This is a genomic window from Haladaptatus sp. CMAA 1909, assembly GCF_043952005.1.
GTDB lineage: Archaea > Halobacteriota > Halobacteria > Halobacteriales > Haladaptataceae > Haladaptatus.
The window spans coordinates 1-16,538 of the sequence record NZ_JBIOAV010000003.1; the positions used below are offsets into that span (position 1 = coordinate 1).

Consider the following 16,538-nt stretch of genomic DNA (forward strand, 5'->3'; position numbering starts at 1 on the left):
ATGGTACGATTTCTATCATAGATTGCGACTTCTATCACCGCTATCCAAACAGCAGCTGCGGAGGGCCGATTACAGCACCAGCGCCGTGCCAGCGCATCGATATTCGACGGACTCGAATCAGTTACGATTCAACAAAAAATCACGATGCGATCTACACATATGATGCAACGATGTACGACGGCACGCCGGCGAATCTCGAATATTTGCGACTCGAAGACGTGCAGGTCACCAACGACCACGATTCGGAGTACGCGATCTACATCGGACAGGAGCCAGATGAATGGAGACAATCGTCCGGTGTGTTAGGTGGGAGTAGCCCACAGACGAACTCAAGTTATATCGAAGGTTAGATGACCATTAATGATAATCCCACATCGCCGAATACAACGCCACCATTGCCGAGTCCACCGACACTCGGAGAGATACCAATGGAGGATGCACAGCTCGTCCGTATTGACAATACGGGTAATAACTCACCATCGTCGTACGAAATTACGGCGGGTGAGTACGTCCTTCCGACAGGTAATGACGATGCAACGATAGCCACAGGGTGGGGGCCAGATGGTGGACCAACTCGGCCGCCAAATTCGGAGGTTGCTACTGGGACAGTTCCGGCTGGGGAGGTGTTTGCTTTTTATGTAACTGGTGGCATTGTCTCGACGGAATCAGATGGGCTAGCGACCTGGACGGTCGATGGGGAACCGTACGAGCCGGGTACTGAGGGAGTACTCGTGACGAACACTCTCTCAAGTAACCAGGAAAGCAGAAATCAGTGGCAGCAGGCTGATTCGGTCGGGCACCGACTAACATCGCCATCGCGAAGCCGCTGTCATTCAATGGCAGCCACCCATGTCACATCCGCCTTCGGAACGTTGACGATGGCAATTTCGAGTACAAACTCGAAGAATGGCCATATCTCGATGGCTTGCATACCAGCGAGACGTTCTCTACACTCGCCACGACACCAGGTGAACGAGAGTTACAACTGGGTGATGGATCTTCGTGCCGAGTGAAAGCAGGAACAGTCGACGTTAACCAGAACTTCGACTCTGTGTCGCTTGACAATTTCTTTGGGTCGGAGACACCAATTGTGTTGGCACAAGCCCAGACGTTCGATGGGTCCGATCCGATCGTGACCCGGGTACGGAACGTCTCGAATGTGTCGTTCGATGTGCGCGTCCAAGAGGAGGAAGCTGCGGAATCGCACGTGCCTGAAACAGTCGGCTACATTGCGCTCGAGCAAGCAACGGGTACACTCTACGGTACGCCGTTCGAGGTCCGACAGACCGACACAACGGTCAACGAGAACTGGACACGTCTCACGTTCGACCACAAATATACGCAACCACAATTCATCAGTAGCATGCAGACGTTCAACGGTCCCGATACGGCAAATCTCCGTTATCGGAATCTCACAAGCACTGGCGTCGAGGTCAAAGTGGAAGAAGAGCAAAGCACCGACACCGAGACGAGTCACACTAACGAACGTATCGGGTACGCTGTCTTTGCGGACTCCGTGTAAGAGTCGACATGGCGTTCATCAAAGCTTCGAAAGGGACGTGAACGTTGGTAATTCGTTTCGGGCGTACGTCCTTTCCTCCAACGAGAGAAACGAGTAAGCAAAGGTAGTGTGAACGAGTGTCTCTTGTGACACCATGACAGCATCGACTACCTCTGGTTGCTCTTGCAAGAATTATATTGTTGTAAGAACGAAGGAGTTCAAATACACTCACCATCCAATCGCAGACAGATCGCACTCGACAGTAGTCGACCGTTGTGTTCGATGGTGGTGTGGGTGAAACTTTTGTCCCTCTGATTGGAGTGATGCGGCACACGGAGGGTTCGCCGAACCTCCCATATTATGGGATTGAAATTACTCCTTCCAGTGTGCGCGAACCCATCCACGTAGGTTGGGGTGGTTCCACTCGACGCGAATGCTCTTTTCTTCGATTTTTGTGGTTGCGTCGATCTTGGGAGTAGCGAGATACCCATCAACGTACGCCACTCCAGAAACTGAAACAAATGGTTCCGCCGTTAATGCGAATGGACTCTAATTCTGGAGATTTGGAGTTAAGACGACTCATCGCCCGAGGCTACGTTCGGACGACCACCGATTCAAATGTCAGATCACATGATTCGAGCGACGTTCGTACGGACTTCTGACTATCAGCGGACGAAGGAACACGCAAGCTTCTCTAAGACTGCTACTTCCATAATAGTCATGCGGACCGAACGAAACTAGCAATCGTCGTGAAATCCTTGTCGACTCCAGGGAAGACTCCGAACGTTCAACCGTTATTAGTTTGAACACTGGGTCGAAAGCACAATTTGAGCAAAACTATCCGAAGAATGGGTGAAAATCCATGTCTTGAAATACTGAAATACGAATAGTTTATGTATAAAAGGTTGCGAGACAATAAACACCAACAGAACATCTACTGGGTATTGCATTTAAATACCTTCACCGGTGACTCAGTTCGACAAAGCAGTTTATCGGGAATATTTGCAAAAATTTGTCTATTCAGTTTAAAGATAGCCAATTATATATTTGTATTTATCATATGTGGAATAATTATCGACTGGTTTCCAAAGAGAATATATATTACACTACTGTAGCAATAAAACATATTGACCATTGAATTCTCAGACCAGGATGATGATTCAGTCCGCGTATTAGCTCTCAACAAGCGAACGTGGCACCACTCTAAGTCGGGGGGTGCAGAATTGAATTTAGAGCGAAGTTTAAAGGGACTTGCTGAGAAGGGTCACGAAATTCACTTGCTCACGGGTTCTGACGAAAATAGACCGAAGAAAGACATTGACCAGTCTGTTCATATTAAGAGAATTGGAATCAACCATCGGTTTTCATCTCCGTGGGACGTGGTCGTAGCTTATTTAACAATCTCGATTTATTTCTATTGGTGGGTTTACCGGCTCTCACCAGATATAATCTATGCGGTAAACTCACCTCTTCCGTGGCCAGTGATTACACGACGGAAGAAAATAACAATATTTCACCATATAGCTATCGATTCATTTTACGAGACTCATCCGTTTCCACAAAATGTACTTGGGTCACTCACACAGTGGATAGGTGTCTATCGAGAGCGAGCTAATCCCTCTGTCAGTGTCAGCCCTAGTACGACAAAGGAACTCGTTTCTAGAGGTCACAAGCCTGAGACGATTTACGAGATTAAGAATGGACTGGATCTAAAAAAGTTTTCACCAGGCAATAAATCCGCAAAGCCGAGAATCGTTTATGTAGGGGGATTGGAAAAGTACAAAGGGGTTGATAAGATACCGACAATTCATCAGAAAATCAACCAGATGATGGACCAGCCAGTCTTTTTAGATGTTGCAGGCAAGGATGGGCCATTATGTGAGCGAATCAAATCATACTGTGATAAAAATACTAATGCACGATTTCACGGATTTGTTAGTCACGAAAAAAAAGTCGAATTATTACAATCAGCATGGGTGTTTATTGCACCGAGCAGAGTCGAAGGATGGGGTATTGCAATACTTGAGGCGAATGCTTGTGGAACACCTGCCGTTGGAAGTAACGTGAGTGGACTTCAAGATTCGATTCGAACAGGAGAGACTGGTCTTCTTGCTAATGAAGAGAATCCAGAACTATTTGCACAGCAAGTTACCCGATTACTGACCAATACGGAAGAACGTAATGAACTAGCAAATCGAGCTCAAGTATGGGCCAATAAACATTCTTGGGAACAAACCATCGATTCTCTAGATGAACTCATTCGTTCAATTAGCAGCAATGACTGACTCGTAGAGAGACTCGAGGCGGTCTATCCTCGATTTAATCGAAAAGTACTGCTCTGCACTTGTTCTTGCCTCTATACTCATCCTGTCAAGTTGAGTTTGATTGTGTGCCAGTGTCGTCAACGCGTCTATCAATTCATTTTCATCATTTGGTGAGACAAGAATCGTATTATCACCAACTTCGACGCCATCTGGAGCTTTTGAGAGTGAAGAGGCGATGACGGGTGTCCCTGATGCATAAGCTTCAATCATTGTCAATGTAGGAAATGCTTCCCCTGATTTTGAAGTGAAAAGAAAAACATCGGCAGCCGAATAGTACTCCTTTAATTCTTTGTCCGACAATGATCCAAGATACTCTACGTTATCGTGCTCACTTGCGACCTGTATGACTTCTCCGCTCATTGGTCCATCTCCAGCGATAAAGAATTGGATACTTTTGCTATAATCTTTAAATTTTTTAACTGTATTTAATAGCACATCAACCCCCTTCTTCTCAGACATTCGTGATAGTGAAAATGCAGCGACTGTATCAGAATCGCAATTGAGTACAGACTCTTTACTCCCGCGGCGAGGGTGGAAACGGTCACTCTCAACACCATTCATTAGTAGTGTTGTGTCAATCTCGCCATCAAGTTGTGTTACGTATTGTTGGATCTCTTCAGTCACACAGCAAACCAAATCTGCGGATTGGAGGTTCCATCTGCCAACTATATTGTCATTAATAATTTCCACACATTTCGCTGGCCAAGAATACTCGACAAACGGGGTGTGCTGATGAATAATGACTGGAATGTCTGTTGGTAATCCTAAAAGCATAGCAGTGGTTGTGAGATAATTCAATCCATGAAGATGAACGATATCAACATCTGATCCTTTGATTAAAGAATTCATTTTCTGCCGCGCTTCTACGAAGTCAGGAATAGGATAAGGGATACCAATACTCTCAAATGGGTTCCATGCTCTATATCTTTTGATATTGTATCCGTTTCGTTCCGATTCGTGGTCCTCGGCCCCGATATCTGTCGTAATCACAGTCACATCGTGCCCCCGTTCGGCGAGCTTTTTTGCATGTAACTGAACAACCGATTCAATCCCCCCAATATGGGGGTGGTAATAGTGTGAGCCAAGTATGATATTCATTAATAAATAAGTCCTCCCAGACACTGCAATTTGTGCTCATAGCCTAGGCCGTACAGTTGATCCGTATTAACTTCTTTATTCACGTATTGGAAAGAGAGGATACGATAAAGTAAAAAGCATTCGCATCAAAGAAATCGCTAAGCCAAACAAGATGACACTAATTAATAAAGAAATGAGGGAATATTAACTAATGGCGAAAATCTGTTTAGTCAACGGTGTCTATCCACCGGACGAGTTCGGAGGGGCGGAAAACTATGTTCAACGGACTGCAGTTGCTCTCGACAATCGAGGTCACGATGTCTCAATCCTAACAACAACAAGCAAATTCTCCCGTGATACGTTAGATATCACGAAAGAAACCCGAGATGGTATCCAGATTTGCCGGTTTTATCCATTGAATGTCTCTCACCGGAGTGAAGGGACCGGAGGAAGCGTGTTTACAAAAGGAATTTGGCATCAGCTGGATACCGTTAACCCACACGTAAAAACGGTGGTGAAGAAATTCCTGGAGGATCAAAAGCCAGATGTGGTTCATACAAATAATTTTATGGGCATCTCAACGTCGGCCGCGAAGGCAATCTCCGAGAGTGATTCTAGATACGTCCATACCCTTCACGACTATAGTCTTATTTGTCCGAAAAGTAATCTTCTCCGTGACAAGACACTCCCCGGAGACGAATTGGGGGTTTGTGAGAACCCGCCGTTACCCTGTAGACTGTATGGGAAGGCTAAAAAAAGGATGCTTGGTCAGCCTGATTTGGTGGTCGGACCCAGCCAGCACGTTATCGATATTCACCGAGAACATGGTTTCTTCGAAGGAGTTGAATCGAGGCGACTCCAACATGGTATCAATTCGGAACGATTCAATTGTGATGTGCCAGTCTGTGAAACCAATAAATCAGCTGAGTCGACTGAATCTGTACTCTATGTCGGCAAACACTTACGGGCAAAAGGTATCGAGACATTAATCGCATCTGCGGAAAGACTACCAAACGTTACATTCCACCTGTGTGGTACTGGACCATTCGACACGTACAGCTCGGATGCTGCAGAACGATTAAATAATGTGAAATATCACGGATTCGTTTCAGAGGAACGCCTTCAACAACTGCGAGATGAGTGTGCGGCAGCGGTAGTTCCTTCGATTTGGATGGAAAACTCCCCGTTGACTATTTACGAAAGTTTTGCAGTTGGATTACCGGTAATCGGATCGAATATCGGTGGAATTCCGGAACTGGTTGATGAATCACGAGGGAGACTATTTACACCTGAAAACGATAATGAACTTTCTAGGAAAATTAGCGACTTGATCTATGAAGCCGATAGAGGGGAATTGAGAAGAAACACACGGACATGGGCAAAGAATCGAGGGCTAGAAGACCATATCACAGGTCTAACTGAATGTTACAACATTAGAAAGAAACCAAAAAGATAATGTGAAATGATCACAATACTGGCCCCATAAAGGTCCCAATTTCGGCAGGTGCACTCGATTATTTTCGAGATTTAATCCCTACGTCTATAGAGAGTGTTACGCTATCCGGATATGACTCGTATATATCATGGCAAGCGGACCGCGAACATGAGCGAGATAACTTCGATCTCGAACGACGAGAGATTTCAGTAGATCATATCATCATAATCGTGCTTGACGCCCTTCGTCCAAGTTTTGAACCAAAGCTAAATTTGGAGTTCGAACGAGCAATTGCTCCCAGCACCTGGACATTCCCCTCTGTCACAAGCTTTCACAGTGGTCTTTACCCACACGAACACGAGGCTGTTGCGCATACTCATCCAAACGATGAGTCGTACGTGATGCCCAAACAGGCAACTCCACGGTACACGCTTCCTTCTGTACTTGAGTTAGTGGGATATGAGACGTATGGAGGATTCGCGTTTATGACGCCGTTCCTGGCGTCACGTGGTTGGTACAACAGATATCAGGTATACAGAGACACTCGTGCAGAACGAGTACTGTAGGACTATGAGAGCTGGCAATCAAATGGGAACAAACATTTGCGTATCTCCACCTAGAAGACTTACATGTACCAAGATCACTACCAAAAAGATATATCGAGGGAAACAAGGTAGATACACCGCTTGAGACACTCGAACGGCTGGTACGATATACTAGTGGCTTTGACGGGTCAGATTCATGCGAACAATTTCGCATTGAACTCCTAAAACTCTACCAAGCAGCTCTCAACCACGTCGAAGAAGTGTTGGACCCGTTTATTGAGCGATTTCGAGAAAACTCGATGATCATTTTGACTGGTGATCATGGTGAAGCACACTGGGAACATCACCGAATTGACCAACGGTTTACCGATTCACGACCGAACTACAGCGTCGGTCACGGTGGGACACCGTTTGATATGGTCACTCGTGTTCCATTAGCTGCAGATGTTCTGGACGGTAAAATTCTTCCAGAAAATGGTTTTGCGTTGCTCTATGATATACCTGTAACCGTGAGTCGAGAAGTCCTTAAAGATCATCCATTCGATAAACGAGAGTGGCACGAAGAAATTCCAGAGAATAGGATTGTATCCTGTGAAGGTACACGATACGGTACCGAGCGAAAAGCCGCATATCGTGGGAGGAAAAAGGTAATCAGAAGCAAAACCGATGGCATGACACTTACTAGTGAAATTAACCCAAATGCATGTGAGATATTCACTGGCGAAGGATTGGATGATGAAGAGATATTGGAACTTCTTGGTGCGCTCCCAGAGTACTGGTCAGACTGGAATATCGACTCTAAGACTGGCACTGTCTAGTTAGGCCAGTTTGAGACGGTGAGGAGTTCTTGTCACAAGTGTCCATATCGCTCGAAGAACCCCTCAGCAATGGCTTAAACGCGGATTTAGAAGAAACTTGGGAGAGTGAGCGGACGGCGACGCCCGTCAAGGCGTTCGCCGTCCGGCTCCACGCGACCGGTTGTTAACTCAGAGAGACACAAGCAATTCTAGCGCTTTTTGACGTAGAACGCTCACATCAAGCGATTTTTCAGTGGGTGCATCGGCTGGCTGACAGCGTCTCCGACCCGCCGTCGGCTTCGCCGACGCGGGTCGCGGTGGACGAAACCGCTGTCAAGATTAACGGCGAGTGGTTTTGGGTGTACGCTGCAATAGACACTGAAACAAAACTGCTGCTTGATATCGAAGTGTTTGATCGGCATGGCACTGATCAAGCAGCTGTGTTTCTCGGCCAGTTGACCGAGAAACGCGATCTCTCGGACACCGTGTTTCTCGTTGATGGCTACGGCTATCGGACTGCCCTCTTTCGAATTGGATTGAGCGGTCGGCTCAACTACACGGAGCGAAACCTGATCGAAAAGTGGTTTCACACGCTCAAACAGCGCATCGACCGCTTCCATACGTCATGGATGGGCAGTCGACCGAGCGTCCAGCAGTGGCTTGAACAGTTTGTGCATTACTATAACCATCAGCGACCGCACTAATCGCTCAACAATCGAACGCCTGTCGTAGAGGAGCTAAACTAGACAGTGCCCTCTATCTGATTATTCGGAAGAGTCATCTATTTCTATCTGGACTTATCCGGTTGTTTCCATCTATCTTAATCACAAAACCTATTTGACCCTGGGTGACTTTCTCTCATATTAATGGATCTCACAGATTGGTTAGAAAAATCATATGAGAACTTACGTACAGATGGATGGGATGGATTAAAGCGTTCTATGTGGCCAGCCTATCGGAAAATCATTGAACAGGGTCGGCGGTTCCAACCAGTTGGTGACAATATTTATGATTATGAGTGGGATTTGTTAGTTGTGGTAGATGCTTGTCGATTAGACTTGATGCAAGAGGTTGCACCGGAGTATTCATATATACCCTCTGTTTCTTCCCACTGGTCACTTGATAGTACTACTGCACTCTGGATGCAGCGAACCTTCGAAAATCGAGATACATCGAAAACGACATATATCTGTGGAAATCCTTTCTCAGAAGAAATACTTGAAGCCGCATCATTTGTTGATCTACACGAAATTTGGAGAGACGTGTGGACTAATCCGGGAACGGTTCCTCCGCGTCCCATTACAGATGCGACTATCGATGCCATGCGAAACCATCGGAGCCAGCGAACAATTACACACTATCTTCAACCACATTGTCCGTTTATCCCCCGTCCAGGACTGTCTGCTGGTAAGGATTTAAATCAGTTTGGTAATCAAGACCATCGAGATGTGTGGGAACTCTATCGTGACGGAGATCTCAGGTTCGATAATCTCTGGGATGGTTACCGGTCAAATCTCAAACTAGTGCTTGATGAAATTGAGCTCTTACTGAATAATGTTTCTGCCGAGAAGGTTGTCATCACGAGTGACCATGGTAATGCACTAGGAAAACTTGGTATTTACGGTCATCCGCCGCGGATGCCACATTGTTCTCTTCGGGAAGTACCCTGGATAAAAACTACTGGTGAGGATTCCGGTGAACATACACCCCAGACGGACATCGAAAATCAGGAGAATATAGATCGTGCGGCACAGTTGAGAGCACTTGGATACGTTTGAGCGCTAAACTATTGTTCCTGCCCAGGATTTTATACGGTGGAATAAATCGTATTTCAGAGGTACCCGAGTGAACGTAAGTTCTCTTCTACGTCGAGGTCTGTGTTTTCGACACCGATCTCTGGGATGCTTGTATTGTTGTCAATTGCACTGGTGAATGCAAGTGGTACACGTCGGAGATATGGATTAAATGATCCACTGGTGTGCCCCCAGCGCCCCCACTCGCCGAAGCATTCTCCGTGATCTGCCGAAATGAGGACATTATCAGCATCGAAATTATTTAGCAATCGCTGGACTCCATCAAGACCGGCTCTCAGTTCCGTGAGGTACTTTTCCCAGACCAGCTTTTCTTCGCCACCTGAATGAATATAGTCCCACGGATACTGCTCTGCCTGTGATAGCTCGGTTGCTCCGCGTTTGGCCGCCGCCGCAGAGAACGGGTAATGTGGTTCAATAATATGTGCTATAACGCGGTCGAATTTATCCTCGCGACCGACATCGATAGCTAGATCGACCACAGTCTCAGCATCTGCTTGTGGCTGGTAAGAATATCCAGACCGACCTTCACCATAGCGCCATGCTGGAATGTGTAAGCCAAGCCTGTCTCCGGGTACTGTCCCCCAATTTGTCGGTGCACTGGTGGCACGAAATCGATCCTCAGGTCGGAAACCTTCATCAAGGATTTGCGCTGGCCAGCCGTTTGCAGAGATAAGTGCGGTATTTTCAATTTCATCAGAATATTTTTCGGTGAATGTTGCCGCCGTCCATTCGAGTGTGGAGGACCCAACCGATATTGTGTGTTTTATTTTTATTGACTCTAAAAATGAATATTCGTCTGCCACTGCTCGGAGTGCATCAGGACGGCAAGTGTCGAGGACGACTAAGAGATCCCAATCCCTCTCAAATACGTTGACACCTATCGGTATATTCGCCGAAAGTGAGAGTGTTGCTCCTTTCACGAATGGGATACCCAAGTAACGTGCAGCCAATCTTGGATTATTTAGTCCTTTCCATATCTTCTCAGGAAACGATTTAGTGGACATCCTTGTAGTAAGGAAGACAAACTGACTGTTGAACTTTTCTGTCTTGGTCTCATCAACTCGGAGTAAAAACTAGAAGTAAATATAGATTTTAAATGAACCACGTCTTGAAAGCTAAAATCCACTGTGAGAAAGACAGTATTATTTACAATTCTTCGTACAACTCCACAATATCTTTGCCAATTCTCTCCCAGTCATAGCGTTTTTGACATTCACAAATTTGATCAGAGAACTCCTTCTGTTGCTCATCGTTTCGTAGCATCTCAATTGTTTTGTTACCAATCTCTCGTGAAGTGTTCCGGTCTGTGACTAAACCCGTTCCATCTGCTGAGACTGTCCGGCCAATGTCGCCTGTGTTGGTAGCAATGACCGGTGTTCCGAACGCATAGGCTGTCTTTAATACTCCGCTCGCTGTTGCATCGTAGTACGGAAGGACCACCGCCGTTGCTCGAGAGAAAAATTTTCCAACTTCTTCGTTGGGAATGTAACGGTCGTGAAGTTCGACTCGCGAGTCATCGCGAAGTTTCTCCAACGTATCATCTAAATATGTCGAGTTTCTGAACGCACCCACGTCTGGATTGCCGGCAACGATAGCTGATATATTCTGAAACTCTCGTTCAACTATATTAAGAATTTCAGGAATTCTGTCGTAACCCTTATTGGGTCGAATTCTACCGAAGAACAGCAGTGTATTAGAATCAGTTGGAATGTCTTCGAACTCCTCTTCGAGGAAGAAATCGTACAATCCATGTGGGAATATCTCTACCTTCTCCATCGGATACTTCGCCTCAACCGCCTGTTCATAACAAGCTTGACCATGAACTATTGTGGTATCTAACATCTCTGAGGTCCATTTATTCAAACGCGTCCGAATCTGGAGATGCTGAGGGCCGTATTCCATCCCAGTATGTGCAATCGGGTCATGGACTGTTCCAACTACCGGAACTTTGAAAAGTTTGAGAATTGGAACGAGTATCGTGGAACTTGCTGATGAAATAAATGGGTGATGGATGACATCCGGATCAATGTCACGAGTAAGCCACAATAGTTCTCCAAGGCCGAGAATACGTCCGGTGATTCGGCCAGTGGTGTTCGTGGTTGCAGAATACGAATGGAAAGTGACTCGGTTAGAGAGCAGGCCCTCTATATCTGCGTCAGCGGGGCCGATAATGTGCGTATCAGCCCACTTTGATATACCATTTGCCATTTGTGTGGGGTACTGTGCAGTACCTCCCTTACCACTAAATACGTATAGCAGTACCTTCATAATTGATCGTATATGATTTTTGGTGTGGCTCTCATACAATGTTGACCCCAATTTGTTTCAGTAGTGTCTTATCTGAATCTTCAACCCCTAGGACATAGAGTGTCACTAAGAAGAATATCACTCCTAAAAACCCACCTACAATGGCAAGAGGGAGTCCGTCAGTAACTTCACTTACTATTCTCATCACGCTGTAACAAACTATGATGGCGACGATAGGTTTATAATAATTTCGAGAATATGGCGACATTCCCTCGTAGTACCAAACCTCTAGGAGCTTGAGGACGTTGAAAATGCTGGCGGAAATTAACGTTGCAATTGCTGCCCCAATTAATCCGAACTCTTGGATAAACACTATGTTTAGGACCAAGTTGAATATTCCGAGCCCCCAGTTGTTCACCATCGTGATAAGTTGATGATCTGTCATCATTAGCAAGGTTCCACATGGTCCTGCTGCCGCCTTTATCAGCTCATTTAAAGCGAGTACAACCACTATCATTTGCGCCACCACGAATGATCCTCCGAACAAAACAAGAAGTTCCTTTCGATATACAATAATCCCGACTGCAACGGGTAACGTGGCTGTTAGTGACCACCGCGTTACAGACTTGTAATAGTTTTCAAGATCTTCTAGTCGATTTTCCGCGTACATTGCCGACGCTTGGGGAGGAAATAGCTGATTCAGTCCGTTCAAGGGGAGTGCTATCAGCATCGACAACAATGCCGCAACTCGATAGAATCCAATAGATGCTCCACTTAAAAAGAACCCAATAATAAACACATCGATACGGGTGGTGATAGATGATCCTGCACTTGACAATGTTAACGGAGCGGTGTATCGATAAAATCGTGTTAATTTTTGCTTATCAGCTGTTAGTCGGGGTCTGATATCTAATTGATGAAATAGCAAAGATCCAGCTATCGTAAAAAGTAAGATGGATCCGATCAGTATTGCAGTCACGGTACCTTCTACGGCAAGTCCAAGTACAGTGGCCATACCCACGGCTACTAATCGAGAGAGGGGTTCCAGCAATTCTGATAATCCTAGTTGGTATTTTGGGAAATTAAGCGCTCGGAATGTATTCTGTATCACTCGTGTCAATGCCTTGAATGGGAGAATGAATGCGAGGACCCGTAGTGCGAAGATGAATGACTTTTCTGAGAGCGTGTACGAAGAAATAAGTGGTGCAAAAATGTACATTAGCACGGAAACCAACATACTTGCTGCGAATGCCGAATAGACTGCCATACCAAGAAAGCGTTCCTGCTCCCATTTGTCATCTAAATATTCCGGCAAAAATCTGACCATCGCTTTATCAGTGCCGAAATCCGCGACGTTAAGGGCAAACAGTACCAGCGAATTTGCATACGTGAATATCCCGTATCCGAGGGGACCGAGTAGATTTGTTAGCAAAAAATTGATACCAAAACCTATGAAATTTTTAGATATTCTTCCCACAGCAAAGAGGGATGCGCCTCGTGCAGCAGATCCAAGTGCTGATGACAACTCCTTGTTACTCATAGTGATTATTCTGTGTATCCAAGGTCCCGGAGCCGGTTCTGTACCACGTTATTAGCTACCTCTTTATCATCCGACACAGGTGGGTCGTACGTTACCTTCTTTCGATTATCAAAATTCAACACAAGCCAAGGAATGTCAATCAACTCTGGTGTATAAAGCCCACGTGGGTGACCCCAATCCGGAATCGGAATGGGAGACGAGCGCTCACCAACCATGTTCCCGTGATCGGAACTCACCACTGTCTTTCCTGTTAGTTTATTTCCAAGATTGGAGAGAGTAGGAACGATAACGTTGAGGTTTCGGTTGTAGGCATCCCAAATTACTTCGGAAGGAATATTGAGTGTCCCACTACGGAGCTGAAGCCAAAACGGAACTTCTTCTGTGGTTTGGTCGGGCACTTGCTTATCGAACTCAGTATCAGTTCCCACAAATGGGAAATGTGGTTGCATGAAGTGAATTAGCAACCGCTTATTCGGATATTCCTCGTTGGCCCGTAAAGCATAATCATAGACAGTTTCTGGTAGGACGGTCGCTTCGTTTTCGTCCCACCCAGCCTCATTCCAGACGTCAACAACCTTGTGGAATCGGAACTCACACGTATTCTCAATTCGTCGATGCATCGGATTCGCAGTAATGTAAACAGTATCTGTTGCATCTCGCCCGTCAAAGTTTGCTTCGAGGAATTGGGCAGTCATAGATCCCTTCGACTTTTCACGACTAAGCTCACCGGGTAAGTTGACATGTTGCTCAAACATGTCGTACCTACACGCATCCAACAATAGGAGGTTGTCCCAATCCTTGGAGTGAATGTTAATACCATCTTTGTACTCTGATTTCCCATAGCAGAACTTGTGATACAGGATGTTCGCGTTCCGAATATGGAGAAATAATCTCTTGAGCGATTTGGGAAAGTCCGTGGCTAAAGTCACATGATACCTATTGTACTTCTCCATCATAAACTTGAATGTCTGAGATTACTGAAAGATAGTTATAATTTGGCAGGATCTCCCGTCTTGAATATGTTGTCCGTATTGAGGTCAATCGGTTAATTTCTTGAAATCTATCGAAGAAATTAAATCCGACTCGAATTAGATAATGATATCAATCGTTTTGATCTGGATTTTCGGTGGTTCGACGTCTATTAGCCAAAATTTTCCCGAAGTGTCACCTATATTTGGACCACAATACAGGCGTAGAAATTCAAAACGTTCATGCCGTTCAAATACTTATCTACGTACAGTGCTAAAAGGACCGCGAACATGGGATTGGCGGATGCAAGCCTGTATCCCCCTATTATTGATCGCTTCTACCACGATCTACCTAGCCCACTCCCAACACATTTCAGGGCCTTGGGCGGGTATATATTATCACTACTCAATGTTCTGGATTTTAACATGCGTGTCTGCCATTCTTGTAATTTACTGGCGCGAAAGGTTACCAAATGCTTTTACGGAATTTTATTCAGTCCTATTCGCTCTCACGATTGTGAGTGTGTCTCTATCGTGGGGATTTCCGTATGGTCCTGCTGACGCGTGGAGACACCTCTGGATTGTAAAAAGCCAGGAGTTCTCATTGCAGACTAACGTTTACCCTCTATTTCACGTCTTAGTTGCAGAAATCTCGATTATATCGGGTAGTAAACCAATGTATGTCTTGGAAAGGGTACCCGCCCTAGCTACATCATTAGGTGTTGTATTCTCACTGGCTGTCCTTTCCCGACTTGAGTTCAGACCTAAAAACTGTAGTATTATTGTGATTTTGGTTCCAGGATTACTATTCGGATTCATACCGCGGCCATTCACATTGGCAGTTCCATCCATTTTACTCGCGTATTGGTACGTACTCGCACGAGGTGATGGATTACAAACCAATCTTTATATCGTCGCAACAATTCTTTTCTTAGTATTCGTATTATTACATCCATTTATAGCTATAATCTATCTGATCATCCTTGTGATCGATGCGGTTCTAAGTCTTAGAATCCGAATCCCAATAATGTCCTCACTCCGCAGTTTCAAGTCCAAATCGATGATCCAGGATACGACTTCATATATCCCAACAATTGTTGGCACTTTCATAATATTTTATTTTTTGAATACAAACATCGGGGGTCACTTACTTCAGTCACTAGTTCTTTCGTTAGTTGGTCTTGATAACGGTGGCCCATCTTATCAAGCCGGAGTTGCATCAAGTGCAACCTCAGGCATCAGGGCGATTGTCGAGGCTATTAAACGTGGTAGTTATTCACTTCTGTTCTCTAGTATCGCAGGAATCGGTATAATCTCTGGTCTACGCAGAAAAGAGTTGGAACATTCAGTGATAGTTGCAACATTGTCAGGTATCGCGACAATAGGACTATTTCTCGGTCTCGCGGTTTTTTCTCCTGGGGGCATCGGCCTTTTCAGGATACTTTCATTTGCTCCTGTCTTGAGCTTGCCAGCGGCAGCGTATGGAATTGAATATCTTGATGAAAACATAAATAGCAAAACTAAGATAGTTACTTTCATTGGGGTGCTTGTTCTTTCCGCTGGAATAGGCGTAGCATTTGTTACTCCCACAACTGGGGGTATTGAGTTTACTGCGAACTCACAGCAGGTGGCTGCATCAGATTGGATAGTAATGACCCAACCATCTGATGTGGTGGGCAGTCGAAGTACGTTTAATATAATTTTGGGACGTCATGGTCCATCCGCAAAATCTAGACTATCTAGTGAGAATTTGTCTGACAATCAAGTAACATATAGCTGGGTGCAGACGGATCCAAAACCTGGGACTCTATACGTTGTTGATGATCCTGCAGTCGCACTTACACATGTTGACGCTTCGGAAGGAATAAAGTCACCACTGAGGTGTCTTTCATCATTCCGCATACGGCAGGGGAAAATATATGACAACGGGGGTGCGGATATTTACAGAAAGTCGACACCACAATCCAATCTTTGCTATAATGTCGGATAAATTATATAAAGAATACAAATCATATTTTGGATATATGGTGCCGTCTAGCGAAGCAATGCTGTTATTGAGAAGCGTTTCACGGCCACTACCGGACGCAACTAACAAATCAATTTCAGCCATCGGTACAACAATTTTGGTAAAACTGTCGAATTCTAGCTTCTCACAGAACAACCGATCTTATCCTTTAGAATATTTCACCAATGAACAGTGCAGAGAATCTCGACAACCGTATCGTTGTCGCTCGATTTCGCTTATCTAGACAGTACCGAATATCTGACAATAGGGTTGGTTGGGCACCGT

At 45.3% G+C, this 16,538-nt stretch carries 11 protein-coding genes and 2 pseudogenes; 8 read left to right on the forward strand and 5 right to left on the reverse strand.

Features of this window, described 5'->3' with window-relative positions:
- The 3 genes and pseudogenes from ACGYLY_RS22065 to ACGYLY_RS22075 form a co-directional block, all read left to right on the forward strand.
- Positions 1-350 (forward strand): annotated as a pseudogene (locus tag ACGYLY_RS22065) (hypothetical protein); the annotation flags it as partial.
- A gap of 575 nt (positions 351-925) precedes the next feature.
- Positions 926-1,522 carry a hypothetical protein gene (locus ACGYLY_RS22070; RefSeq protein WP_395284945.1) on the forward strand — a complete coding sequence of 199 codons (597 nt, stop codon included), beginning with the start codon at positions 926-928 and terminating at the stop codon, positions 1,520-1,522.
- Between the two features lie 1,106 nt (positions 1,523-2,628).
- Positions 2,629-3,786: a glycosyltransferase family 4 protein gene (locus ACGYLY_RS22075; protein WP_395284946.1), complete on the forward strand. Its 1,158-nt coding sequence runs from the start codon at positions 2,629-2,631 to the stop codon at positions 3,784-3,786.
- Here the strand turns inward: ACGYLY_RS22075 and ACGYLY_RS22080 are convergent.
- Positions 3,766-4,923 (reverse strand): glycosyltransferase family 4 protein, encoded by a 1,158-nt coding sequence (locus tag ACGYLY_RS22080; protein WP_395284947.1) that lies wholly within the window; start codon positions 4,921-4,923, stop codon positions 3,766-3,768. The genes ACGYLY_RS22075 and ACGYLY_RS22080 overlap by 21 nt on opposite strands.
- Before the next feature lie 190 nt (positions 4,924-5,113).
- Between ACGYLY_RS22080 and ACGYLY_RS22085 the strand changes: the two genes are divergently transcribed.
- The 4 genes and pseudogenes from ACGYLY_RS22085 (at position 5,114) to ACGYLY_RS22100 (ending at position 9,457) form a co-directional block, all read left to right on the forward strand.
- Positions 5,114-6,358, forward strand: coding sequence for a glycosyltransferase family 4 protein (locus tag ACGYLY_RS22085; protein ID WP_395284948.1), 1,245 nt, complete (start codon positions 5,114-5,116; stop codon positions 6,356-6,358).
- 562 nt (positions 6,359-6,920) lie between these two features.
- Positions 6,921-7,700 (forward strand): sulfatase-like hydrolase/transferase, encoded by a 780-nt coding sequence (locus ACGYLY_RS22090; RefSeq protein WP_395285396.1) that lies wholly within the window; start codon positions 6,921-6,923, stop codon positions 7,698-7,700.
- Between the two features lie 44 nt (positions 7,701-7,744).
- Positions 7,745-8,383 (forward strand): annotated as a pseudogene (locus ACGYLY_RS22095) (IS6 family transposase).
- Between the two features lie 162 nt (positions 8,384-8,545).
- On the forward strand, positions 8,546-9,457 hold the full coding sequence (locus ACGYLY_RS22100; protein ID WP_395284949.1) for a hypothetical protein: 912 nt from the start codon (positions 8,546-8,548) through the stop codon (positions 9,455-9,457).
- Positions 9,458-9,510: 53 nt separating this feature from the next.
- Here the strand turns inward: ACGYLY_RS22100 and ACGYLY_RS22105 are convergent, their stop codons facing one another.
- The 4 genes from ACGYLY_RS22105 to ACGYLY_RS22120 form a co-directional block, all read right to left on the reverse strand.
- Positions 9,511-10,497: a hypothetical protein gene (locus ACGYLY_RS22105; protein ID WP_395284950.1), complete on the reverse strand. Its 987-nt coding sequence runs from the start codon at positions 10,495-10,497 to the stop codon at positions 9,511-9,513.
- Positions 10,498-10,639: 142 nt separating this feature from the next.
- Positions 10,640-11,761 (reverse strand): glycosyltransferase, encoded by a 1,122-nt coding sequence (locus ACGYLY_RS22110; RefSeq protein ID WP_395284951.1) that lies wholly within the window; start codon positions 11,759-11,761, stop codon positions 10,640-10,642.
- 31 nt (positions 11,762-11,792) lie between these two features.
- Entirely contained in the window at positions 11,793-13,280 is a 1,488-nt protein-coding gene (locus ACGYLY_RS22115) for a flippase (protein WP_395284952.1), read from the reverse strand.
- A gap of 5 nt (positions 13,281-13,285) precedes the next feature.
- Entirely contained in the window at positions 13,286-14,236 is a 951-nt protein-coding gene (locus ACGYLY_RS22120; protein ID WP_395284953.1) for a hypothetical protein, read from the reverse strand.
- 442 nt (positions 14,237-14,678) lie between these two features.
- On the opposite strand from ACGYLY_RS22120, the gene ACGYLY_RS22125 reads away from it, so the two are divergent.
- Positions 14,679-16,238 carry a hypothetical protein gene (locus ACGYLY_RS22125; protein WP_395291282.1) on the forward strand — a complete coding sequence of 520 codons (1,560 nt, stop codon included), beginning with the start codon at positions 14,679-14,681 and terminating at the stop codon, positions 16,236-16,238.
- Positions 16,239-16,538: the final 300 nt, after the last annotated feature.

Bases quoted from the DNA above. Each gene is read 5' to 3' on its own strand.
- ACGYLY_RS22080 (WP_395284947.1), bottom strand. From the start codon at position 4,923: ATGAATATCATACTTGGCTCACACTATTACCACCCCCATATTGGGGGG.
- ACGYLY_RS22085 (WP_395284948.1), top strand. From the start codon at position 5,114: ATGGCGAAAATCTGTTTAGTCAACGGTGTCTATCCACCGGACGAGTTC.
- ACGYLY_RS22100 (WP_395284949.1), top strand. From the start codon at position 8,546: ATGGATCTCACAGATTGGTTAGAAAAATCATATGAGAACTTACGTACA.
- ACGYLY_RS22105 (WP_395284950.1), bottom strand. From the start codon at position 10,497: ATGTCCACTAAATCGTTTCCTGAGAAGATATGGAAAGGACTAAATAAT.
- ACGYLY_RS22110 (WP_395284951.1), bottom strand. From the start codon at position 11,761: ATGAAGGTACTGCTATACGTATTTAGTGGTAAGGGAGGTACTGCACAG.
- ACGYLY_RS22115 (WP_395284952.1), bottom strand. From the start codon at position 13,280: ATGAGTAACAAGGAGTTGTCATCAGCACTTGGATCTGCTGCACGAGGC.
- ACGYLY_RS22120 (WP_395284953.1), bottom strand. From the start codon at position 14,236: ATGATGGAGAAGTACAATAGGTATCATGTGACTTTAGCCACGGACTTT.